This window comes from Microbacterium sp. NPDC006705, from assembly GCF_044903545.1.
Taxonomy (GTDB): Bacteria; Actinomycetota; Actinomycetes; order Actinomycetales; family Microbacteriaceae; genus Microbacterium; species Microbacterium plantarum.
Window position 1 is genome coordinate 477,885 of record NZ_JBJDQQ010000001.1, and the last position, 22,465, is coordinate 500,349.

The 22,465-nt window shown below is 69.8% G+C and carries 21 protein-coding genes and 1 tRNA gene; 5 read left to right on the forward strand and 17 right to left on the reverse strand.

Annotated elements, in window-relative coordinates; translation table 11 throughout:
• Window positions 1–64: 64 nt before the first annotated feature.
• From ACI2K6_RS02260 to ACI2K6_RS02280, 5 genes are all read right to left on the reverse strand, one after another.
• Window positions 65–334, reverse strand: coding sequence for an HPr family phosphocarrier protein (locus ACI2K6_RS02260; RefSeq protein ID WP_023951028.1), 270 nt, complete (start codon window positions 332–334; stop codon window positions 65–67).
• 12 nt (window positions 335–346) lie between these two features.
• Window positions 347–2,419 (reverse strand): fructose-specific PTS transporter subunit EIIC, encoded by a 2,073-nt coding sequence (locus ACI2K6_RS02265; RefSeq protein WP_404567958.1) that lies wholly within the window; start codon window positions 2,417–2,419, stop codon window positions 347–349.
• Between the two features lie 37 nt (window positions 2,420–2,456).
• Window positions 2,457–3,407 (reverse strand): 1-phosphofructokinase family hexose kinase, encoded by a 951-nt coding sequence (locus ACI2K6_RS02270; protein ID WP_282502498.1) that lies wholly within the window; start codon window positions 3,405–3,407, stop codon window positions 2,457–2,459.
• Window positions 3,404–4,180, reverse strand: a complete 777-nt coding sequence (locus tag ACI2K6_RS02275; RefSeq protein WP_404567960.1) for a DeoR/GlpR family DNA-binding transcription regulator — start codon at window positions 4,178–4,180, stop codon at window positions 3,404–3,406. Before ACI2K6_RS02275 ends, ACI2K6_RS02270 begins: the two co-directional genes overlap by 4 nt.
• A gap of 145 nt (window positions 4,181–4,325) precedes the next feature.
• Window positions 4,326–5,099 carry a hypothetical protein gene (locus ACI2K6_RS02280; RefSeq protein ID WP_023951035.1) on the reverse strand — a complete coding sequence of 258 codons (774 nt, stop codon included), beginning with the start codon at window positions 5,097–5,099 and terminating at the stop codon, window positions 4,326–4,328.
• Window positions 5,100–5,225: 126 nt separating this feature from the next.
• On the opposite strand from ACI2K6_RS02280, the gene ACI2K6_RS02285 reads away from it, so the two are divergent.
• The 3 genes from ACI2K6_RS02285 (at window position 5,226) to ACI2K6_RS02295 (ending at window position 9,137) form a co-directional block, all read left to right on the forward strand.
• A complete protein-coding gene (locus tag ACI2K6_RS02285) occupies window positions 5,226–7,238 on the forward strand; it encodes a DUF262 domain-containing protein (RefSeq protein WP_323987610.1) in 2,013 nt (670 codons plus the stop codon).
• Between the two features lie 211 nt (window positions 7,239–7,449).
• Window positions 7,450–8,931: an SDR family NAD(P)-dependent oxidoreductase gene (locus ACI2K6_RS02290; protein WP_094261688.1), complete on the forward strand. Its 1,482-nt coding sequence runs from the start codon at window positions 7,450–7,452 to the stop codon at window positions 8,929–8,931.
• A complete protein-coding gene (locus ACI2K6_RS02295) occupies window positions 8,925–9,137 on the forward strand; it encodes a hypothetical protein (protein ID WP_274177788.1) in 213 nt (70 codons plus the stop codon). The genes ACI2K6_RS02290 and ACI2K6_RS02295 overlap by 7 nt, the downstream gene beginning before the upstream one ends.
• Window positions 9,138–9,220: 83 nt before the next feature.
• On the opposite strand, the gene ACI2K6_RS02300 is transcribed toward ACI2K6_RS02295, so the two are convergent.
• Genes ACI2K6_RS02300 through ACI2K6_RS02310 form a run of 3 tightly spaced genes read right to left on the reverse strand, consistent with a single transcriptional unit; the run spans window position 9,221 to window position 11,134 of the window.
• A complete protein-coding gene (locus tag ACI2K6_RS02300) occupies window positions 9,221–10,273 on the reverse strand; it encodes a 2,3-butanediol dehydrogenase (protein ID WP_269266439.1) in 1,053 nt (350 codons plus the stop codon).
• A 25-nt stretch (window positions 10,274–10,298) separates the two neighbouring features.
• A complete protein-coding gene (locus tag ACI2K6_RS02305; protein ID WP_114589313.1) occupies window positions 10,299–10,847 on the reverse strand; it encodes a TetR/AcrR family transcriptional regulator in 549 nt (182 codons plus the stop codon).
• A 23-nt stretch (window positions 10,848–10,870) separates the two neighbouring features.
• On the reverse strand, window positions 10,871–11,134 hold the full coding sequence (locus ACI2K6_RS02310) for a hypothetical protein (RefSeq protein ID WP_404567964.1): 264 nt from the start codon (window positions 11,132–11,134) through the stop codon (window positions 10,871–10,873).
• A 146-nt stretch (window positions 11,135–11,280) separates the two neighbouring features.
• On the opposite strand from ACI2K6_RS02310, the gene ACI2K6_RS02315 reads away from it, so the two are divergent.
• Window positions 11,281–12,528, forward strand: a complete 1,248-nt coding sequence (locus ACI2K6_RS02315) for an MFS transporter (protein ID WP_404567966.1) — start codon at window positions 11,281–11,283, stop codon at window positions 12,526–12,528.
• Window positions 12,529–12,587: 59 nt separating this feature from the next.
• Here ACI2K6_RS02315 and ACI2K6_RS02320 read toward each other — a convergent pair.
• The 3 genes from ACI2K6_RS02320 to ACI2K6_RS02330 form a co-directional block, all read right to left on the reverse strand.
• A tRNA-Gln gene (locus tag ACI2K6_RS02320) sits at window positions 12,588–12,659 on the reverse strand.
• 83 nt (window positions 12,660–12,742) lie between these two features.
• The gene (gene gltX, locus ACI2K6_RS02325) at window positions 12,743–14,257 is read right to left on the reverse strand and encodes a glutamate--tRNA ligase (protein WP_282502491.1); all 1,515 of its coding nucleotides are present in this window, start codon (window positions 14,255–14,257) and stop codon (window positions 12,743–12,745) included.
• A gap of 10 nt (window positions 14,258–14,267) precedes the next feature.
• On the reverse strand, window positions 14,268–15,224 hold the full coding sequence (locus ACI2K6_RS02330) for a LysR family transcriptional regulator (RefSeq protein ID WP_404567967.1): 957 nt from the start codon (window positions 15,222–15,224) through the stop codon (window positions 14,268–14,270).
• A gap of 80 nt (window positions 15,225–15,304) precedes the next feature.
• On the opposite strand from ACI2K6_RS02330, the gene ACI2K6_RS02335 reads away from it, so the two are divergent.
• Window positions 15,305–16,354, forward strand: a complete 1,050-nt coding sequence (locus ACI2K6_RS02335) for an aminotransferase class V-fold PLP-dependent enzyme (protein ID WP_323987604.1) — start codon at window positions 15,305–15,307, stop codon at window positions 16,352–16,354.
• Window positions 16,355–16,380: 26 nt separating this feature from the next.
• On the opposite strand, the gene ACI2K6_RS02340 is transcribed toward ACI2K6_RS02335, so the two are convergent.
• The 6 genes from ACI2K6_RS02340 to ACI2K6_RS02365 all read right to left on the reverse strand — a co-directional run bounded on the left by ACI2K6_RS02340 (window position 16,381) and on the right by ACI2K6_RS02365 (window position 22,453).
• On the reverse strand, window positions 16,381–16,557 hold the full coding sequence (locus ACI2K6_RS02340) for a hypothetical protein (RefSeq protein WP_269266446.1): 177 nt from the start codon (window positions 16,555–16,557) through the stop codon (window positions 16,381–16,383).
• Between the two features lie 61 nt (window positions 16,558–16,618).
• Window positions 16,619–17,908, reverse strand: a complete 1,290-nt coding sequence (locus ACI2K6_RS02345; RefSeq protein WP_282502486.1) for an MFS transporter — start codon at window positions 17,906–17,908, stop codon at window positions 16,619–16,621.
• Complete coding sequence (locus tag ACI2K6_RS02350; protein ID WP_404567968.1) at window positions 17,901–18,665, reverse strand: fumarylacetoacetate hydrolase family protein; 765 nt, start codon at window positions 18,663–18,665, stop codon at window positions 17,901–17,903. The genes ACI2K6_RS02345 and ACI2K6_RS02350 overlap by 8 nt, the downstream gene beginning before the upstream one ends.
• Window position 18,666: 1 nt before the next feature.
• Window positions 18,667–19,773 (reverse strand): branched-chain amino acid aminotransferase, encoded by a 1,107-nt coding sequence (locus tag ACI2K6_RS02355; protein ID WP_112614406.1) that lies wholly within the window; start codon window positions 19,771–19,773, stop codon window positions 18,667–18,669.
• A 41-nt stretch (window positions 19,774–19,814) separates the two neighbouring features.
• Window positions 19,815–20,867: a 3-isopropylmalate dehydrogenase gene (locus tag ACI2K6_RS02360; protein ID WP_274177778.1), complete on the reverse strand. Its 1,053-nt coding sequence runs from the start codon at window positions 20,865–20,867 to the stop codon at window positions 19,815–19,817.
• A gap of 38 nt (window positions 20,868–20,905) precedes the next feature.
• A complete protein-coding gene (locus ACI2K6_RS02365; RefSeq protein ID WP_404567969.1) occupies window positions 20,906–22,453 on the reverse strand; it encodes an MFS transporter in 1,548 nt (515 codons plus the stop codon).
• Window positions 22,454–22,465 lie beyond the last annotated feature (12 nt).

Genomic DNA, 22,465 nt, shown 5'->3' on the forward strand with positions numbered 1-22,465 from the left:
GCCGCGCGGAAACGACGGATGCCGTGGACCCGAAGGTCCACGGCATCCGTGTGTTCCGAGCGGATCAGGCCGCGTCGTGGTCGATCTCGAGGAAGGCGACGAGTTCGTCGAGAGCCTTCTCGGCACCCTCACCCTCGGCCTTGAGCGTCACGACCGACCCCTGCGAGGCGCCCAGGCCCATGATGCTCAGGATACTGCCGGCGTTCAGGTCGGGGCCGCCCTCGACGGCGATCGTGACGGGAACGCCCTTCGACTGCACCTCCTGCACGAAGAGCTTCGCGGGGCGGGCGTGCAGTCCGGAGCTGCTCGCGATGGTGGCGGTGCGTTCTGCCATGGTGGTGTCTCCTCAGACGGTCGCGGTCGCCGCGGCCGGGGCCGGGGCGGTGGAGCTCTTGCGGACGTACTTCTTGAGTACGACGAGCAACAGCGCAGAAACGACGGTACCCGCCAGAAGCGCGACGAAGAAACCCCACACCGGGGAGATGGCGAACAGCACGAACACGCCGCCGTGCGGAGCGAAGCTCTGGACGCCGAACCACATGCTCAGCGCACCGGTAATCGCCCCGCCGACGAGGGAGGCCGGGATGACGCGCAGCGGGTCGGCCGCCGCGAACGGGATCGCACCCTCACTGATGAACGAGGCGCCCAGCAGCCATGCCGCCTTGCCGTTCTCGCGCTCGACCGGCGTGAAGAGCGGACGCGCGAGTACGGTCGATGCGAGTGCCAGGGCCAGCGGCGGCACCATGCCGGCAGTCATGACGGCAGCCATGATGAGGTACGGCGCGGTGTTCTCGGTGGAGGCGGCCGCGAGTCCGGTCGTCGCGAAGACGTAGGCGACCTTGTTGATCGGACCGCCGAGGTCGAAGCACATCATCAGGCCCAGGATCACGCCGACGACGATGAGGCCCGCACCGCTCTGGGTGAGGTTCGTGAGCCCGTCGGTCAGGAGCGCCATGAGCGCGGCGATCGGCCGGCCGAGGAACAGGATCATGAGACCCGAGGCGACGATCGAACCGAGCAGCGGGATGATGACCACGGGCATCAGACCGCGCAGCCAGCGCGGGGCGGCGAGGCGCCCGAGCCACCAGGCCACGAAGCCGGCGAGGAAACCGCCGATGATGCCGCCGATGAAGCCGGCGCTCATCGTGACGGCGATCGCACCGGCGACGAATCCGGGCGCGATGCCCGGACGGTCGGCGATCGCGTAGGCGATGTAGCCCGCGAGGGCGGCCACCAGGAAGCCCATGGACGTCGAGCCGATCATGAACGCCACCGACCCGAGGTACTGGCCGAGCGGCCCGAACGGTGAAGTGATGTCGGTCGTGGGCAGGTTCCACAGCGCGTTGTCGATGATGACGTTCTTCGCGTTCTCGGTGACCTCGTAGCCGCCGAGGGCGAAACCGAGGGCGATCAGCAGACCGCCGCCGGCGACGAAGGGGATCATGTAGCTGACGCCCGTGAGCAGGATGCGCTGGATCTTCGCGCCCCACGACAGATTCTGCGACGCGGTGCCCGCACCGGAACCCGCATCCGCTGCCGCACCGCTGACGCGGGCGGCGTTCGGGTTGGACGCGGCGGCGACGGCCTCACGGATCATCTGCGCGGGCTGCTCGATGCCGCGCTTGACGCCCGAACGGATCACCGGCTTGCCGGCGAACCGTGAGATCTCACGGACGTCGACGTCGGTGGCGAAGATGACCGCGTCGGCGTTGTCGATGACGGATGCCGGCAGCGCCTGGTAGCCGCTGGAGCCCTGGGGTTCGACCACGAGGTCGATCCCGGCTTCCTTACCTGCGGCAGCCAGCGCGTCGGCAGCCATGAAGGTGTGGGCGATGCCCGTCGCGCAGGAGGTCACGGCGACGATGCGGGCGGGACGGCCGTCGATCGTCAGGTCGCCGGCGGTGGCCTCAGCCGGCGCGGCCGAGGTGGCCGTCGGCGCGGCGGCAGCGGGTGCTGGGGCGGCATCGCCCTCGCCGATCGCCGCGCGAACCGTACGCACGACGTCGTCGGCGGATGCCGCGGCGCGGAGGTCGCTCGTGAACGAGTCCTGCATCAGGCTGCGGGCGAGACGCGACAGCACCGCGAGGTGCTCTTCAGCGGCGTTCTCGGGCGCGGCGATGAGGAAGACGAGGTCGGCCGGGCCGTCGGGGGCTCCGAATGCCACGCCCGGCTTCAGTCGAGCGAACGCGAGCGAGGCCTGGGTCACCGCAGCGCTCTTCGCGTGCGGGATCGCGATGCCGCCGGGAAGCCCGGTCTCGTCCTTCTCTTCGCGCGCGATGGCGTCTTTCGCGAGGGCGTCGGCGTCCGTGGCGCGGCCCTGCGCTGCGACGAGGCGAGCGAGGGCGCGGATGACGTCTTTCTTGTCGGTCCCGAGGGGCGCGTCGAGGCTGACGAGCTCCGGGGTGATGGTGTCGGACACGGTGTCCTCCTGGTTCGAGTGTTGCGGGTCGTTCGGATCAGTGATGGAGCGCGCGGACGGGGATGTCCGCGGTGGGGAGATCGGTCGGCGTCGGGGCTTGCGTTCCCTCGAGCGCCGCGGCCGCCGAGCCGTACCGGATGGCGGAGACGAGCGCGGCTGCGGGGTCCGCGCCGCGCGAGTCGGCGAGGAGGAAGCCCGCGAGCGAGCTGTCACCGGCACCGACCGTGCTGCGGACGCGGGTGGGGGGCGGAGTCGCTGCCCACGCGCCGCGGTCGGAGACGAAGACCGCACCGTCGCCACCGAGGGTGACCAGCGCCGCGCCGACCGCCGCGGGGACCAGCTCGCGAGACGCGAGGTGGACGGCGTCGGCGAGGGTGTCGGCCGCCGGCAGCGGCGCGCCCAAGAGATCGGCGAGCTCCTCGTCGTTGGGCTTGATGAGGTCGGGACGTCCGTCCGCGACGACGGCGCGCAGCGCGGCTCCCGACGTGTCGACAGCGATCCGTGGGGCTTCCTCCCCCAACCGGTCGCGAACCGCGCGGATGACGCGGACGTAGGCGTCATCCGGCAGGCCGGGCGCGAGCGAGCCGGCGAGCACGAGCCACTGGGCACCGCGCGCGCACTGCGCGACGACGTCGATCACGTCGTCGAGGTCGGCCGCGCTCAGAGCCACACCGGGGAGATTGATCTTCGTCGTCTCGCCGGTCGGGTCTGTGACCGCGATGTTCGCGCGAGTGCGGCCGTGCACCGCGACCGTGCGCACGTCGACATCCCCGTCCGCCAGCACCGCAGCGAACGGGTCGGCGGGGTCCAGGGGAAGCACGGCGAGACTGTCGACCCCCGACGCGTGCAGCACGCGCGCGACGTTGATGCCCTTGCCGCCGGCATCCTCGCGGACGGCGGACGCCGTCTGCACCTCGCCGACGCGCAACGACGCATCGATCGAGATGGTCCGGTCGAGCGACGGGTGCACCGTCAGGGTCACGATCATGCGATCCATACCTCCACGTCGGCCTCGCGCAGGGCGCGGGCGAGCTCCGAATCCGGCTCCCGGTCGGTCACGACGACGTCGAGGTCCGAGAGGTCGGCGAACGACACGAGCAGTTCGGCGTCGAACTTGTCGGCATCGACGAGGAGGATCACGCGTCGGGCTCCGGCGACGATGGCGCGCTTCACGGCGGCCTCGTCGGGGTCGGGCGTCGTGAGTCCGGCATCTTGGGCGATGCCGTTCGTGCCGAGGAAGGCGACGTCGGGCCGCAGCCGCGTGATGGCGCCGACGGTATCCGATCCGACGGCCGCCGCGGTGAGGCCCCGAACGCGTCCGCCGATCGCCGTCAGGCCGATACCGGCCGCTCCGGCGAGCGAATGGGCGATCGTCATCGAATGGGTGACGACCTCGAGCCCGGTCGGCGCACTGCGCTCGATGAGTGCGTCCGCGAAGGCGCCGGTGGTCGTGCCGGCATCCACGTAGATCGATCCGGTGCCGGACGGGAGCGCTGCCAGAGCACGCCGGGCGATCCGTTCCTTGGCCGCCGAGTGGCGCTGGGAGCGTTCCGCGACGGATGGCTCGGCGGTGCTGACGCGCTCCGCCGACACCGCGCCGCCGTGAACCCGGCGGAGAACGCCGGTCTCCTCCAGGGCCGCGAGGTCGCGCCGGACCGTCTCGGTCGTGACATCGAAACGCGAAGCGAGGTCGACGACGGCCACGCGACCGTGGGCGGCGAGCATTCGTTCGATGAGCTGCTGGCGCTCCATTGCGTACACGACATCCTCCTTCGGATGCCCACACGTTACAACGCATTCACACGCAAAGCAACAGAAAGCAACACGGTATTTGGTCCCACCGCGAAGGACGAAGAAGGGAGGTGCCGGCCGCAGCCGACACCTCCCCTTCAGGCGAGTCCGAGGCTCAGGCCTCGCTCATCGCGATGACCTCCTGCTGACCGCGTGCTGCGAGCGCGGCGGCACGAGCGGCGATGCGGCGCTCCTGCTCGATCTGGCCGGCGTCGAGGGTCTCCTGGTCGACCGGGTAGCTCTCCACCTTGTTCACGCCGTTGTACTTGGCGATGTACGCATCGAGCTCGGGACCCGACTCCCACGAGGTGATGAGGCAGTAGCGCGGCTCGTCACCGTAGTGAGCTGCCGCGTGCCACAGGCGCTGGGTGTCGACGATGAGCTGCGCACCGGCGGGCAGCGCGATGCGGGTCTCCTCGCTGGGGTCGGTGCGGTTCTCACGGAGCACGAAGTAGCTCGTCTTGTCATCCGTCAGGTTGAAGAAGCCGCGAACGACCCAGCCCGTGCCGTCGGGGTTGAGGCGGTTGTTGTCGTCCTGGTGCAGGTTGTAGAGGCAGTCGGCGTACGTGTTCGGCTGCAGCTCGATGATGCGGCAGCGGCCGACGTTGGCGCCGGGCTCCTGCGCACGCGCGGTCAGCGTCGGAGCGATCGCGGTCTGCGAGTCGATCCACACGCCGTCCTTGTCGGTGCGCGGCGGCTTGTGGTTCCAGAAACCGTTGCACTCGATCTCACCCTTGGCCGAGGCCAGCGGAGCGAAACGGGTGTCGCCGGAGGACTTCCAGTCGACGTACTCGACGTCGAGCCACTCCTTCGGATCGATCTCCTTGTTGTAGCGGTCGAGGACGACGTAGCCGGTCTCCTCGAGGGCAGCGGACTTGATGTAACCCATGACGGATCATGACCTTTCTGTCGGACAAGCGAAGTTTTTACAGGCCCGACTTAGGTCAGCCTACCTAGGGGTTCCGGGCACGCCGGTAGACTCGTCCGGGGTTTTCGAGGAGCGATTTCGGAGAACATGAGCACTGCCACGAATGTCGAAGCGACCGCCGTCAACACGATCGGCTGGCTCTCGGCATCCGAGACCACCATCGTCGTCCCGGTCTATCAGCGGCAGTACCGCTGGGACATCGGCGGGTGCGAGCAGCTGCTCGGCGACATCCGGTCGGTGTCGGCCTCCGACGACACTCATACCCACTTCATCGGATCGATCCTCTCCACCGCGAGCACCTCGTCCGACGACGACGCGCAGCTCGTGCTCATCGATGGTCAGCAGCGGATCACGACCCTGATGCTGCTCGTCGCGGCACTCCACCACACGCTGCGCGACGACGATCCCGACCTCGCGCGGGAGCTCGAGGCGGTGCTCGTCCGCGCCGACGACCCGACGCGCACCAAGCTCCGTCCCCACCGAGCCTGGGCCGACGTCTTCGAGAGCGTCGTCCTCGACCGGCGCTCCCCCGAAGACGAGCAGCGCGCCTCGCGCTTCGACGACAACTACGCGTTCTTCCGCAGCCAGATCCGGCCCGGCGAGGCCGCCGCGCTGTGGCGCGGCCTGCAGAAGCTCGAGCACGTCGCCATCACTCTGGGGGCGCAGGCCAACGCTCAGCAGATCTTCGAGAGCCTGAACTCCACGGGCGAGCCGCTGCGCGACCACGAGCTCATTCACAACTACGTGCTGATGGGGCTCACGCACGGCGAGCAGAACGAGATCGAGCAGGAGTACTGGCTCCCGATCGAGCAGAACACCGGCGACGCGATCGGGTCATTCTGGAACCACTACCTCGTCATGCTCACGGGGCGCGAGGTGCTCATCACCGGAGGACGCGGCGTCTACGACGTCTTCCGGCAGCAGTTCCCCCGGCTCGACATCGGCAGCCTGCGGGAGCACGCGACGAGCTGGCGGACGTTCTCGGAGATCTACCGCGAGCTCCTCGACCCGGCCACGAGCGACGACCCCGAGGTCGGCCGGCAGCTCGGCTACCTCGCGGTGCTGGGACGTCAGATGTTCCCGCTCGCGATGCGGCTCGTTCACGACCAGCGCGCCGGCATCCTGCCCCGCGACGAGCTGATCGCCCGTCTCGAAGACATCCAGTCGCTCCTGCTGCGCCGTGTCGTCGTCGGCATCGCGACGGAGCGGCTCGTCGCACGGCTGTGCCGTGCGTACGCCGAGGGGCCGGACGCGCTGACCCGCGCCATCGCGCGAATAACGCCCTCGGACGAGCGCGTGCGCGTCGGACTCAAGTACAGCGACCTCCCCCACCCGCGCTACGTTCTCGGCCGCCTCGCCGACGTGGATCCCGCAGACCTCCTCGACGTTTCGCCGGTCTTCCCTGCCGGTGCCGGCGACGACTGGTCGGGAGACGGCACGCGACGCTTCGCCGATTACAGCGAAGACGAGCAGAACAGCCACCGCGCCCTGGCGCACACGATCGGCAACCTCACGCTGCTCGAACAGGATCGCGCGGAGCGCGCGCTAGACGCGACCTTCCCGCAGCTGCGTCCTCTCCTCGCGGGCAGCTCGGTGCAGATGTCGCGCGACGTGGCCGAGCGCCCGAGCTGGGACACCGCAGCCATCGGGGCGCGTACCGAGGAGCTCGCGGCGCGCTTCGTCGAGGTCTGGCGCCGTCCCGCGCTGACAGGGATCGACGACGACAACCTCACGCCGATCCTGGATGCCAAGCTGCGACGGGGCTGGCCGCGCGGCTGGCAGCGCGAGTTCGACTACGTCGAGTTCCGCGGTGAGCACTGGGAGGTGCCTGACGTCCGGTACCTGTTCAACCGCGTCTTCAAGCGCCTCTGGGTGGACTCCCGTCAGAGCGTCGTCGACTTCAGTGCTCGTCGCGGCGGCCCGGTGTACCCGGCGATGGCATGGAACGGCCAGTGGGACGAGCTCGGTGAGGGCAGCTACCTCTACATGGGTTGGGACTCCCGTTACATGCTCACGGCGGTCCAGGGCGTTCTCGAAGAGGCCGGCTGGGCGTCGGAGGTCTTCCTGAAGTACTCGTACATCGGCGAGGCGATGCGCTGATCGCCTAGCAGAGTCGGAAGCGCGGCGTCAACGACCCCGACGCCCCGCCTGCGACCGCGTAGTTTCACTGTTGTACGTGAGCGGCTCGGTAGAGACGGTGTTCGGGTCACTTTCTCCCAGGGCTCACTGACGGCCCCGCCGTGAGATCTCATCTCCGGCGGGGTCGTCCCCTTCTCCGGAGTCGTTCAGACCGGGTGTCGTAGAATTCCGTGTGCTTCCCGACACGATCTCCCCCGCTTCCGTAGCGCCCAGCGGCATCGATCCGGCCGACCTCGCCGCGACGCTCCGCGTTCTGGAGCAGCTCGCCGATATCGACCACGCCCACCCGGACTACGTCACGGTGCGTCGCGCGACAGCGGCGATGTTCAAGGCGGCGAAGAAGGTGCGGCGCCGTGAGATCCGGGATGCCGTTGCCTCCGCCGACCGCGCCGTGGTGCACGCCACCGCGACCGGCGCCCCCGACCGCATCGACGACGAGACCCGCGGCATCCCGATCTCGTCGTCGACGACCGCTCCGATCGCCGGCACCCTCATCAAGGCGCGCGCCTGCTACATCTGCAAGCAGCCGTACACGATCGTGGACGCCTTCTACCACCAGCTGTGCCCGGACTGCGCCGCTCTCAGCCACGCGAAGCGCGACGCCCGCACCGATCTCACGGGACGCCGGGCGCTGCTCACCGGCGGGCGCGCCAAGATCGGGATGTACATCGCACTGCGGCTGCTGCGCGACGGCGCGCACACCACCATCACGACGCGCTTCCCCCGCGACGCGGTCCGCCGGTTCACGAGCCTTCCCGACTCGGCGGAATGGATCGACCGGCTCAAGGTCGTGGGCATCGATCTGCGCGACCCCGCTCAGGTCGTCGGGCTCGCGGATGACGTCGCCGCGGCCGGTCCGCTCGACATCCTGATCAATAACGCCACCCAAACGGTGCGACGCTCCCCCGGCGCCTACCAGCCCCTCGTCGACGCCGAGCTCTCGCCGCTGCCGGACGGGCCGCTGCCCGAGCTCGTCACCTTCGGCCACACCAACGACATGCACCCCCAAGCTCTCGAGCGCTCGGTGAACGCTCACCCGATCCTCGCCGCCGCAGCCTCGCGCGCAGACGAGCTAACCGAGCAGGCGATGGCCGCGGGCTCGAGCTCGCTCGAACGGCTCGCCGCCGGTACGGCGATCGACGCGGGCGGACTCATCCCCGACCTCGACAGCGTCAACTCGTGGACGCAGCGCGTCGGCGACGTCGACCCGCTCGAGATGCTCGAGGTCCAGCTCGCCAACACCACGGCCCCCTTCCTCCTGGTCTCGAAGCTGCGCGCCTCGCTCGCCGCGAGCCCGGCCCGCCGCACCTACGTCGTCAACGTCAGCGCGATGGAGGGCGTCTTCAACCGCGGCTACAAGGGCCCCGGTCACCCGCACACGAACATGGCCAAGGCCGCCGTCAACATGCTCACGCGCACGAGCGCGCGGGAGATGTTCGAGACCGACGGCATCCTGATGACGAGCGTCGACACCGGATGGATCACCGACGAGCGTCCTCACCCGACTAAGGTCCGTCTGGCCGAGGAAGGCTTCCACGCCCCGCTCGACCTCGTCGACGGCGCCGCGCGCGTCTACGACCCGATCGTTCGCGGCGAGGCCGGCGAAGATCTGTTCGGGGTCTTCCTCAAGGACTACTCCCCCGGCGCATGGTGAGGCTGCCCGCTCCCGGCGCCCGCGTCGTCGTGCGCTACCTGCTGCCGACGGGACAGGCGACGGATGCCCTCGGCGAGCTGCTGAGCGCGGACGACGAGCTGGTCGTGGTGGACGGCAAGCGCGGGGTCGAACGTATCCGTCGCTCGGACATCGTCGCGGCCAAACCCGTCCCGCCGCGGCCGGCGCCGCGGCCGCGCCGCACCTGACCTCCGCTCCTGCTCAGCAAGAACACGAAAGCCCGCGAACCGATGACTCGGACTCGCGGGCTTTCGCTTCGAGGCGTCAGGCGTCAGGCGTCGGAACGCACGAGGATCTTCGCCCCGGCCCCACCACGGAGCTTCTCGATGGCGCCGACGACACCGTCGATCGGGACCTCCTCGACCCATCCCGTCGTGTCGTAGACGCCGCGCGACATCGCGTCGATGACGGCGTCGAAGTCGGCCGGCAGGTACGCCAGCGCCCCGGCGATCTCGGTCTCCGCCATCACGAGCTGCGTGGGCGAGAACTCCATCGCGCGCTCGTGGATCGCCACGACGACGAGGCGGCCGCCGGGCACCAGGCTCGCGAGTCCCGACGTGATGGCGGGGCCGGCGCCTGCGGCGTCGAACGCGACGTCGGCACCGCGTCCGTCGGTCAGCTCGGCCACCGCGGCGGCGAGGTCGCCCGAGACGGGGTCGACGACCGTGGCACCGAGCGCGGCGATCGTCTCACGCCGCGAGGCGCTCGGCTCTGAGACGAGGACCTTCTCGACACCGCGAGCCTTGAGAGCGAACCAGACGCCGATGCCGATGGGACCGGCACCCGCGACGATCGCGGTCTGCCCCGCCTTCACGAAGGAGCGCTCGACCGCGTGCCACGCGACGGCCATGGGCTCGACGAGGGCGCCCATCCGCAGATCGACGTTCTCGGGGAGCTTGTGGAGCATCGACGCCGGAACCGTCGTGTATTCCGCCATGCCGCCGCCGTGAGAGCTGAGGCCGTGGAACCCGATCTTCTGGCAGGCGTTGAACATGCCCTTCTGGCACGCGGGGCACTCGCCGCAGTAGTAGACGGGCCAGACGGCGGCACGGTCGCCGACCGCGACCCCCTCGACCCCGTCGCCGACCTCGACGACGGTTCCCGCGAACTCGTGACCGAGGATCTGCGGAAGCTGCGCGCCCGTCACGGGGTGCGGCTCGTCGAGCGTGAGGCCCGCGGCTTCCGGGGCGTAGTAGACGTGCAGATCCGACCCGCAGATACCCGCGAAAGCGTTCTTCAGCTTCACCTGGCCCGCGTTCACCGTCGGTTCGTCGACGTTCTCCACACGGAGGTCTTCCTTCGCGTGGAACACTGCTGCCTTCATCGTGATCTCCTCTCGTTCGGCCGCGTTACCGCAGCCACCATTCCGGTGATGCGGCGAGGATCGCCCTCGTCGCCCACGCCACGTCGTCCGCGCCGGAGCGCAGCCAGACCTCGATCGCCGCGACCGTCCCGCCCGCCGCGTACGCGACGGCGATCTCTCGCGTCGGCTGGTCGTCCATCGCGGGCGGCTCGATCTCGGGATGCCGCGCGAGCCATTCCTCGAGGCCGCCGGCGACGACCCGCTCGAGCACGCCACGAATAGGTGCGGCGAGCGAAGGATGCAGCGCCCCGCGGTACACGTCGGCTCGCTTCTTGACGTGCGAGAGCAGCAGGGCCTCGGCTGTCGAGAGCGAGTCGAGCTCGCCGACGTCGGAGAGAGCCTCCGCCAACTCGACGCTCAGCGCGTCGGCGACGAGCGCGACGGGCGAATCCGCGTGACGGTAGAACGTATCGCGTGTCACGCCGGCCGTGCGGCAGATCTCGGAGACCGACAGATCCGCAAGCGGACGAACAGCGGCCAGATCGAGCGCGGCCCGGCGCAGTGCCTCTCGGCTGCGCATCGACCGCGGGTCCATGTGATCAGCCTATCCGACACCTGTCAGACAGTGGGCGGCTCGCTGCGCGATTCCGGCTCGCCGTCGGCGTCGGCGTCGGCGTCGGCGTTTTCAGCCTCCCTCGCGGTCGGAACCGCCAGCGGAATCGAGATCGACGCGATACCGCCCCCGCCGAGCAGGTCGCCCGCAGGGTCGGCGGCCGGCGGCTCGTCGGGCAGCAGCTCGGCGTTCGACTTCCGACGAACGGGCTCGGAGGGCAGACCCGCCCATTCGCTCGGTTCCTCGGGTCGCTGCGTGAAGAGTCCCATACGCCCATTGTCACTCGGCGGCACGCCGTTCGCGGCCGCATGGCCGTCGTCTTGCGATGATCGTCTGGGTGCTTTGCACGACCCGCCCCTCCGCTGCACCCGACGGCGCCCCCGGACGGCATATTCGAAGCTCAAAAGAAACCAACGTGCAGATTCCCTCTCCCGCTGCCGCAGCACCGCGTTCCGCACCCACCCCGGCGCTGCTCACGACGCAGTTCCTGTTCAACACGGGCTTCTACGCCGTCGTGCCCTTCCTCGCGCTCGTCCTCACCGAGGACTTCGGCGTCGCGGCCACCAGGGTCGGACTGATACTCGGGGTCCGCACGTTCGCCCAGCAGGGCATGTTCCTCGTCGGCGGGGTGCTCGCCGACAGAATCGGCGCGCGCCGCGTCATTCTCCTCGGCTGCGCCGTTCGCGTGGCCGGGTTCACGACGCTCGCGGCATCCCTACTGCTGGCACCGCCCCAGCTCGCTCTCTTCGTCGCCGGGACCGTCCTCACGGGCCTCGGCGGAGCGTTGTTCTCACCGGGGCTCAACGTGCTCCTCGCGGACGCCGAGGGCCGGCGACCGGCCGCGGGAACCGGACCACGTGCCTCGCTTTTCGCCTGGCTCAGCATCACCGGCGAGCTGGGAGCTGTGACCGGCCCCGTCATCGGTGCCGCTCTCCTCGGCTGGGGCTTCGAAACGGTCGCCCTCTGCGGGGCCGGCTTCTTCGTTCTGATCGGACTGTTCCTCGCATTCTCGCTGCCCGCCGCGAGCCGCGAACACACGTCGAAGGTCGCGGCGGGCCCGACAAGACGCTGGTGGTCGTTGCGTGACCGGCGCTTCGTCGGCTTCTCGGCCGCGCACGCCGCCGATCTGCTGGCGTACAACCAGCTCTACCTCGCGTTGCCGTTGCAGCTCGCCACCACGGACCACCCGGCCACCGCGACCGCCGGGATGTTCGCGTGGGTGTCGGTCCTGACGCTGACGCTGCAGATCCCCGTCGCCCGCTGGTCGGCGCGCGTCGGCGCGCCGGTCGCCCTTCGCACCGGCTACCTGCTGTCCGCCGCCGGCTTCGCCGTCGTCGCGGTCGGCGCGCTGACGCCGGTGGCGGATGCCGCACGCGTCACGATCGTCGTCGTCGCGGCATCCCTCGTCGTGGCGGGCCACATGACGACCAACCCGACAGCCCTGTCGCTGGCGCCCCGCTTCGCGGAGGATCGTCCGACAGGGTCGTTCTTCGGCCTGCTCGCCACCTGCGGGGGCATCGCGGTGCTCATCGGCAACCTCATCGTCGGCGTCCTGCTCGCGATGCCCGGGGCATCGGCTGCCGCCTGGCTCTTCTTGGCCGCACCGCTGATCGTGGCGGCGGTCGTGGCACCGCGGATGGCACCGTCTTCCCGGCCTCACTGACCGCCGCCGCATCGAACACGAAACGGAAAAGCCCCGCCGAAGCGGGGCCTTTCTCGAAGCTGGGGTACCTGGACTCGAACCAAGAACAACTGAACCAGAATCAGCCGTGTTGCCAATTACACCATACCCCATGGTCGGTTTGACCTCAGTCGCACCGAGGATCAACTATACCCGACGGATGCGGTGGGGCCTAACCGAGCGCCGCCCGGGCGCGTCAGCCGACGCGCTGGACGAGTGCGTCGAGCCGCCTGATCGTCTCGGCCTTGCCGAGCAGCTCCATCGACTCGAACAGCGGCGGCGACACGCGACGTCCGCTGAGGGCGACGCGCAGCGGGCCGTAGGCGACACGCGGCTTGAGCCCGAGCCCCTCGATGACGGCGGGCGCGAGGGCATCCTGCACCGCGGCTGCGGTGAAGCCCTGCTCGGGAACGAGCTCGAGGGCGCCGACCGACGCGACGAGCACCTCCCCCGCGTTCGCCGGAAGACCCGAGAGCGCATCGTCGTCGTACGCGACCTCGGAGCGGAACAGGAAACCGAGCAGACCCGGTGCATCTCCGAGCAGCTGCATCCGCTCCTGGACGAGGGGCGCCGCGGCCTCGAGGATCTCGCGCTGCGCCGCGGTGGGAGGGTTCTCGATCAGCCCGGCGCCGGCGAGGTAGGGCACGAGGCGCTCGGCGAAGTCGTCGGGGGCGAGCATGCGCACGTGGTCGCCGTTGATCGACTCGGCCTTCTTCTGGTCGAAGCGGGCCGGGTTCGGGTTCACGTCCGCGATGTCGAACGCGGCGATCAGCTCATCGCGCGTGAACACGTCGCGGTCGGGAGCGATAGACCAGCCGAGGAGCGACAGGTAGTTCAAGAGCCCCTCGTGGATGAAGCCCTTCTCGCGCTGCAGGAAGAGATCGGCCTTCGGGTCGCGCTTCGACAGCTTCTTGTTGCCGGTCTCGCCGAGGACGAGGGGCATGTGGCCGAAGCGGGGGACGAAATCCGTGACGCCCGCCTCGATGAGAGCCGCGTACAGCGCGAGCTGACGTGCGGTCGACGGCATGAGGTCCTCGCCGCGCAGGACGTGCGTGATGCCCATCAGCGCGTCGTCGACGGGGTTCACGAACGTGTAGAGCGGAACGCCGCCGGCGCGAACGATGACGAAGTCGGGGAACGACCCGGCGGGGAAGGTCACCTCGCCGCGGATGAGATCGACGAAGGTGAGGTCGTGGTCGGGCACGCGCAGGCGCCATGCGGGCTCGCGACCCTCGGCACGGAAGGCGGCCTTCTGCTCGTCGGTGAGGTCACGGTCGAAGTTGTCGTAGCCGAGCTGCTTCGCGCGGCCGTTCGCCTCGTTGCGGGCGTCGATCTCCTCGGCGGTCGAGTACGACTCGTAGACGACCCCGGCGGCGATGAGCTTGTCGAGCACCTGGCGGTAGATCTCGTGGCGCTGCGACTGGCGGTACGGCGCGTGAGGGCCGCCCTTCTCGACGCCCTCATCCCAGTCGATCTCGAGCCACCGCAGCGCTTCGAGCAGCTGCTGGTAGCTCTCCTCGCTGTCGCGCGCGGCGTCGGTGTCTTCGATGCGGAAGACCATCTTGCCGCCGTTGTGGCGCGCGTAGGCCCAGTTGAACAGGGCCGTGCGGATGAGGCCGACGTGCGGCAGACCGGTCGGCGACGGGCAGAACCGCACGCGGACATCGGTTCCGGCGGCGGTCGTGGTGGCGGGGTGCGGTGCGGTGGACATCCCCTCCAGCTTAGTTCTCGTGAGCGTCGCCGCCGGTGAGCTCCGCGACGACGGCCCGCAGGTGGCCGAGGACCGATGCCACCGCGGGAACCCGGCCCGCTCCGCCCGCGGAGACCGCGTGGATGGCGCGGCGTTCGCTCGCGGGAAGCGGTCGCGTCACCACACCGGGGAGGAGAGGGAATGACGCGACCGCGAGCCCGGGAAGAGTGGCGACACCGATCCCCTGGGCCACGAGCTGCTCGACCGCGACGAAATTGTCGGTCTCGAAGCGGATCGCGGGCTCGAACCCGGCTCGGCCGCACACCTCGAGCAGATGACCACGGCAGCGGGGGCATCCGGCGATCCAGGCCTCGTGCGCAAGTGGCGCGATCTCGATGGCCCCCGACCCGCGGGCGGCAGGGTGGTCGGCCGGCAGCACCGCCAGCAGGTCGTCGTACCCGATGGCCTCGGTGTCGAGTCCTCGGACGTTCTCACCGTGCGGGTCGCTCCGATCACCCGGGTAACCGAACGTCAGAGCGATGTCGGCCCGGTCTGCGCGCACATCGGCGATCGCCTCGGGCGGCTCCGCCTCGACGTATGTCAGGGTCAGCCCCGGCTCCGCCGGGGCGAGCCGGTCCATCAGCCGCGGCAGCACCGTCGGCGAAGCGGAGGGGAAGCCGACCATGCGCACGGTCCCCGACCGCAATCCGGCGAGCTCGGCCAGTTCACCGGAGGCCGCCTCGATGACCGTCGCGACCGCCGCCGCGTGCCGGGCGATCACGCGGCCTGCTTCGGTGAGCCGCATCCGTCGCCCGACCCGCTCGACGACCGGCACGCCGAGGCGCTGTTCCAGCCGCTTGATCTGCTGGCTCACGGCCGGCTGACTGTAGCCCAGGGCCGTCGCTGCCGCCGTGATGGAGCCACCGTCGGCGACGGCGCGCACGACGCGCAACTCGGTGACGTCGAGACGATAGTCCGGGGTATCCATCCGGATAGATAACTAGGCGTGATGCTTTGTATGCAAATCCTGCCGTAGACCAATAGGTCACGATCGCGCAGCATGGATGCATGCAGACGACGACTCTCACACCGGAGGAGCTTCACGCCGCGTTCCCGGGGGCTCGGGGCTATCTCGCCGCCTGCAGCACGGGCCTGCCGACGGTCGCGACGCGGGCGGCGGTCGTCGCCGACCTCGATGCCCGGCCCGATCTCGTTCATTACGCGGACGTGGCCGAGCGTTGCCGCGCCCACTTCGCCCGATTGGTGTCGACCGACCCCGAGCACGTGGCCATCGGGTCGCAGACGTCGGTCCTGGTCGGCATGATCGCGGCTTCGCTCCCCGATGGCGCAACCGTGCTGTGCCCCGAGGGCGAGTTCTCCTCGCTCGTTCTCCCGTTCGCGCACGCCGGGCGCGGCATCCGAGTCCGCGCCGTCCCGCTCGCCGACCTCGCCGACGCGATCACTCCGGATGTCGACCTGGTCGCATTCTCGATCGTGCAGTCGGCCACGGGAGAGGTCGCCGACGCGGCCGCGATCGCCGAGGCCGCGCAGCGTGCCCGAGCACGCACCCTCTGCGACGCGACGCAGGCGGCGGGCTGGCTCCCCCTCGACGCCGGGCAGTTCGACGCCCTCGTCTGCCACACGTACAAGTGGCTGTGCGCGCCTCGCGGCGTGGCGTTCCTCGTGCTCGCCGACGACTTCGCAGCGACGCTCACACCCCTCCACGCCGGATGGTACGCCGGCGAGGACCCGTGGGCCGCGTGCTACGGCGTCGACGCGTCACTCGCGCGCTCGGCGCGGCGCTTCGATGTGTCGCCAGCGTGGCAGGCGATGGTGGGCGCCGAACCAGCACTGGCGATGTTCGCGGATGCCGACCCTGCGGCCCTGCACGCGCGGGTGACCGGTCTCGCCTCAGCCTTTCGCGAGCGGCTCGGACTTCCCGAGCCTCTGCGGGCGACCCCGATCGTCACGTGGCCCGACCCCGCCGGTACGGATCTCGCACGGCTGACGTCCGCCGGGGTGGCGGCATCCGGCCGTCGCGGCAATGCGCGCATCGCGTTCCACGTCTTCAACGACGAGGCCGACGTCGAGCTGGCCGCGACCGCCCTCCTCGGCTGATCAGCGGAGCACGGCGGTGGGCGGCGTCACGCTGTCAGTGCCCACCCGGTCGACGCGAGCGCATCGGCGATGTGGGAATCACCCGCGAAGTCGATGCCATCGGTGAAGAAGCTGATGATCACCAGCGCGAACATCAGCGCGATCGAGAGGAAGAGGATCGCGCTCGAGACGAGGGCGATGATCAACTGTGCGCGGTGGCTCATGACTCCACGGTGCCAGCCTTCCGCCCCGGAGCAAAATGCTTGCCGCTGAGCGGCCCAGGGTCTAGGTGCCGACGGGGTGGTTCGAACGGTCGGGCGAACGCATAGACCGGCCAGCCAGAAGTCCGCCGATCACGACGACAGCGACGACAGCGAGAGCGCACACCGCTAGACCCGCGTAGCCGAGGACGCCCAACACTCCCCCGGCCGCGGCGGCGCCCGCGGCCCCGACGACGTTCATGATGGCGTCGCTGCGTCCCTGACGCGCGGTCCGGCGCTCCGGCGACGACGCCTCGGTGAGCAGCGCCGATCCCGCCACGGTGGCTCCGCTCCAGCCGAGCCCGAGCAGAATCAGTGAGGCAGTGACAGCGAGGGCCGAGTCGGCTCCCATCGCGGCGACGACGAGCGAGGCGGCGAGCAGAGCCTGACCGAGCAGGACCGTCGCCACGCGCCCGAGACGGTCGGCGAGGATGCCGAAGAGAGGTGACAGCGCATACATGCCGGCGATGTGCAGGCTGATGGTGAGCCCGACGACCGAGAGTTCCGCACCGTGGTGGACGAGATGCAGAGGCGTCATCGCCATGACCGACACCATGACCCCGTGCGATCCGGCGATCGCGAGCACGGCGTATCGGGCGGCACCGGGTCGGTCGGCCTGCGCCCGGCGCGTCGCCGGCGCCTGGGGTGCCTCGGCGCTCGCCGTGCGCGCGAGCAACAGCGGGTCGGGCCGCAGAGCGACGAGGTATAAGGCGATGGCCAGCAGCTGCGCGACCGCCGTGAAGAGGTACGGCCCGGTCAGGGGAGGCATCCCCACCACGTCGCCGAGCGCCTCACCGGCGCCGATCAGGTTCGGACCGAGCACAGCGCCGATGGTGGTCGCCCACACGACGATCGAGAGGTCGCGCCCGCGCGTGCGATCGGTCGCGAGATCGGTCGCGGCGAACCGGGACTGCAGATTCGCGGCCTGGCCGGCGCCGATCAACGCGAAGGCGACGAGCAGAACCGGGAACAGCGCTGCCGCCGTCCCCACGACCACGAGCGCGACGCCGACGAGCGCCAGCAGCATCCCGAGGGCGAGCGCCGGGCGTCGCCCCGACCGCGACGCGAACGAGGCCAACGGCACCGCCAGCAGAGCAGCCCCCAGCGTCACCGCAGCAGTCGGGAGACCCGCCAGAGCCTCGTCGCCCGTGAGCCGCTCGGTGATGACCGCTCCGAGCGAGATGGTCGACCCGAAACCGATGCCGCCGAGCACCTGGCCGAGCGAGAGCACGACCAGCGCGCGGCGCCGCACGACCTCCCGTGGGACGCCGGCGGACGCCGCGCTCGGAGCAGGAGTTCCGATCGTGTCAGGCATCCCGGACGATGTTGCGCAGGATGCCGAGACCATCGATCTCGACCTCCACGACATCGCCCGCGACGAGCGGACCGACGCCGGCAGGCGTTCCCGTCAGGATGACGTCGCCCGGCAGCAGCGTGAACGCCGCAGAGGCGTAGGCGATGAGGTCGGCGACACCGTGGACCATGTCCGTCAGCGGTGCACGCTGCTTCTCGTCCCCGTTGACGCGCGCCACGAGCTCGGCCTGCGACGGGTCGAACTCGGTCTCGATCGCCGGCCCGAGCGGGCAGAACGTGTCGAAGCCCTTCGCCCGCGTCCACTGGCCGTCGCTGCGCTGCAGGTCGCGTGCCGTGACATCGTTCGCGATCGAGTAGCCGAACACATGGCTTAGCGCGTCGTCGGCGGAGACGTTGCGGGTGACCTTGCCGATGACGACGGCGAGCTCGCCCTCGAAGTCCACCTGCTGCGACTGGGTCGGGCGGATGATGGCGTCGCCGGGACCGATCACCGAGGTGTTCGGCTTGAAGAACAGCAAGGGTTCCGCGGGCACCTCATTGCCGAACTCCGCGGCGTGCTCGCGGTAGTTCCGGCCGACGGCGATGATCTTGGATCGCGGGATGACGGGAGCCAGCAGCACGGCGTCGCTGAGCGCAACGCGCTCGCCCGTCGTGTCGTAGCCCGCGTACATCGGGTCGCCTGCCAGGGTCACCAGGTCGGTGCCGTCGAGGATGCCGTAGCGGATGGCCTCGTTGTGGGAGAACCGTACGATCTTCATCTCAGCCGTCCAATCGCACGAGCCAGCCGTGCTTGTCTTCGCGTCGTCCGTACTGGATGTCGGTGAGCTCTTCGCGCAGCGACAGGGCGAGCTCGCCGACCGGCTGCTCGTCGAAGAAGTCGTGGCCCTTGAGAATCCCGATCGGCGTCACGACGGCAGCGGTACCGCAGGCGAAGACCTCGACGATGTCACCGGATGCCACGCCCTGGCGCCACTCGTCGAGCGAGACGGCGCGTCCCTCGACCTTGTGCCCACGGTCGCGCGCGAGCTGCAGGATCGAGTCGCGGGTGATCCCTTCGAGGATCGAGTCGGACTGCGGCGTGACGATCGTGCCGTCCTTGTAGACGAACACGACGTTCATGCCGCCGAGCTCCTCCACGTTGCGGTCCTGATCGAGGAAGACGACCTGGTCGCATTCGTTCTCGTACGCCTCGGCCTGCGGGAGCAGGCTCGACGCGTAGTTGCCGCCGGTCTTGGCGGCGCCCGTGCCGCCCTTGCCTGCGCGGGCGTAGTCCTCGCTGAGCCAGATCGAGACGGGCTTCACTCCCCCGGTGAAGTAAGCACCCGCCGGGCTCGCGATCAGGTAGTACGCGACCTTGTTCGCGGGGCGCACGCCGAGGAACGCCTCCTTCGCGAACATGAACGGCCGCAGATAGAGCGACTGATCAGCGCCGGAGGGCACCCAATCCCCATCGACGGCGATGAGCTCGCGGAGCGACTGGATGAACCATTCGACCGGCAGCTCGGGCAGCGCGAGGCGGCGCGCGGAGCGCTGGAGCCGCCGACCGTTCTGGTCGGGTCGGAAGGTATGGACCGAGCCGTCGGCGTGACGATAGGCCTTGATGCCCTCGAAGATCTCCTGGCCGTAGTGCAGCACCGCCGCAGCCGGATCGAGGGTGATCGGACCGTACGGCTGGACGCGCGGGCGGTGCCAGCCGCCCCGGACCGACCAGCAGATGTCCACCATGTGGTCGGTGAAGTGGGTGCCGAACCCGGGATTCGCGAGGATCTCCTCGCGACGGGCAGCCGAGGCTGCGGTGAGGTTTCGCGTGACGGCGAACTCGAGGGCTTCGAGTCCGGCGTCGGGGTCGTTTTCGAGGAGCGTCATCTGTCTTCCCAGAGAATGTCGGGCGGCGGGCGGCTTCCAGGCTACGCCTGGAGTCGAGCCGTGATCGCGTCGCCGATCTGTGTCGTGGTGCGCGGGTCCGAGCTGCGGTCCGCGATGTCAGCCTCGACCGCGCGTGTCACGCGTCGAGCGGCCTCCGTGAGCCCGAGGTGATCGAGCAGCAACGAGACGGAGAGGATCGCGGCCGTGGGGTCGGCCTTCTGCTGGCCCGCGATGTCGGGCGCCGATCCGTGAACGGGCTCGAACATCGAGGGGAACGCGCCGTCGGGGTTGATGTTCCCCGAAGCGGCGAGGCCGATGCCTCCGGTGACGGCGCCGGCCAAGTCGGTCAGGATGTCACCGAAGAGGTTGTCGGTGACGATCACATCGAAGCGGCCCGGGTTCGTGACCAGGAAGATCGTCGCCGCGTCGACGTGGAGATAGTCTACGGCGACGTCGGGGTGCTCAGCCGCCACCTCGTCCACGATGCGCTTCCAGATCCCGCCCGCGTGCACGAGGACGTTCGTCTTGTGCACCAGCGTCAGCTTCTGCCGCCGGCGCTCGGCCAGATCGAACGCGTAGCGCACGACACGCTCGACACCGAAAGCGGTGTTCACCGAGGTCTCGTTCGCGACCTCGTGCGGGGTGCCGCGGCGGATGCTGCCGCCGTTGCCGACGTACGGCCCCTCGGTGCCCTCGCGGACCACGACGAAGTCGATCTCCCCGGGGTCGGCGAGCGGACCCGGAACGCTCGGATACAGCTTCGACGGCCGGAGGTTGACGTAGTGGTCGAGCTCGAAGCGAAGCTTGAGCAGGAGTCCCCGCTCGATGTTCGCGTCGCGCAGCCGCGGGTCGCCGGGCACTCCCCCGACCGCGCCGAGGAGGATCGCGTCGTGCCCCGCGATGGCCGCGAGGTCGTCGTCCGTGAGCGTGTCACCGGTCTCGAGGTAGCGCGCCGCACCGAGCGCGAACCGCGTCCTGTCGATGACCACATCCGTCCCCGCCACGGCCGCGTCGAGCACCTTCTCGGCCTCGGCGACGACCTCGGGACCGATTCCGTCGCCCGGAATCACGGCCAGCTTCACGACGCGCGACATCGCTCTCCTCGTTCTCGGTGAAGCGGCGCGCCGAGCGCTCAGTGCTCGGCGGGCCGCGAGTGGGATCCCTTCAGCGTAGTGGCCGCGATGATGCCTGCGCAGACGACGAGCACAGCGCCGATGGCGGCGGTCACGCCGACGCCGGAGTCGAACGCGTGCGCGGCTGCATCCATCAGCTGACGTCCGATCGGCTCGGGCAGACCCTGCGCGACGTTGACGGCTCCCGCGAGAGTCTCGCGCGCTGCATCAGCGGCCTCGGCTGGCACCCCTTCGGGGACCGCCATGCCGACGCGATACATCGCGGTGAGGATGCCGCCGAGCACCGCTGTTCCCAGCACGGCGCCCACCTCGTACGCAGTCTCGGACACTGCACTGGCCGCTCCGGCCTTCGCCGGCGGGGCGCTCGCGAGCACGAGTTCGTTCGACACCGTCTCCGCCGCGCCGATGCCCATACCCAGCAGGGCGAACGCGAGCACGAGCTCGATCATGCTCTCGGCGTCGGTCAGGAGTGCGATCATGACGTACCCGGCGGCTGACAGCGTCAGTGCCGCGGGCACGACGATGCGAGGCGACACCCGGCGCGAGATGGGCACGACTCCCAGGCCCGCGACGATCATCATGGCCAGACCGGGCACGAGCGCGAGCCCGGCCTGCAGCGGCGAGAGACCGACGATCAGCTGCAGATGCTGCGTCACGAAGTACAGAAACCCGACGAGGGCCACGACGCTCAGGAGGTTGACCAGCAGCGCACCACTGAAGGTGCCCCGTGAGAACAGTCGCATGTCGAGCATCGGTTCGTTCACGCGAAGCTGGCGCCGCACGAAGAGCCAGCCGAACACCAGTCCGAGCGCGAACAGCAGCGGCGGGGTGATGCCCCACCCCTTCACCGCGAAGTCCTTGATGGCGTAGACGATCGGCACCATCGTCAGCATCGACAGGGCGATGCCGATCGGATCGATGCGCCCCGGCCGCGGATCGCGGCTCTCGGGAACGAGGAAGGGCGCGAGCACGAGCAGCGGCACGAGTACCGGCACCGCCATGAGGAACACCGACCCCCAGCTGAAATGCTCGAGCAGCACGCCGCCGACGATCGGACCGAGCGCGGCGCCCGCCGAGAACATCGAGGCCCAGACCGCGATGGCGAGCCGGCGCTGGTCCCGGTCGGTGAAGATGCTTCGCAGCAGCGACAGCGTCGACGGCATCAGCATGGCGCCGAACACGCCCATCGCCGCCCTCGCCGCGATGAGCATCTCGGCGTTGGGCGCGAAAGCCGCCAGGGCGGAGACCGTTGCGAACCCGGTCGCGCCGACCAGCAGCATCCGGCGCCGACCGAAGCGATCGCCGAGCGACCCCATCGTCACGAGGAGTCCCGCGAGGATGAGCGGATACACGTCGATGATCCAGAGCTGTTGCGCGCTGGTGGGACTCAGGGCTCGTGCGATCTCGGGCAGCGCAAAGCTCAGCACCGTGTTGTCCACCGATACGAGCAGCACCGGCAGCATCAGCACGCCGAGCGCGGCCCACCCCCGCCAGCCGACCCGCCGGCCCTGGCCGTCTGCGATTGCGATCTCTTCTGTCAACGTCATTAGTTCACCGTC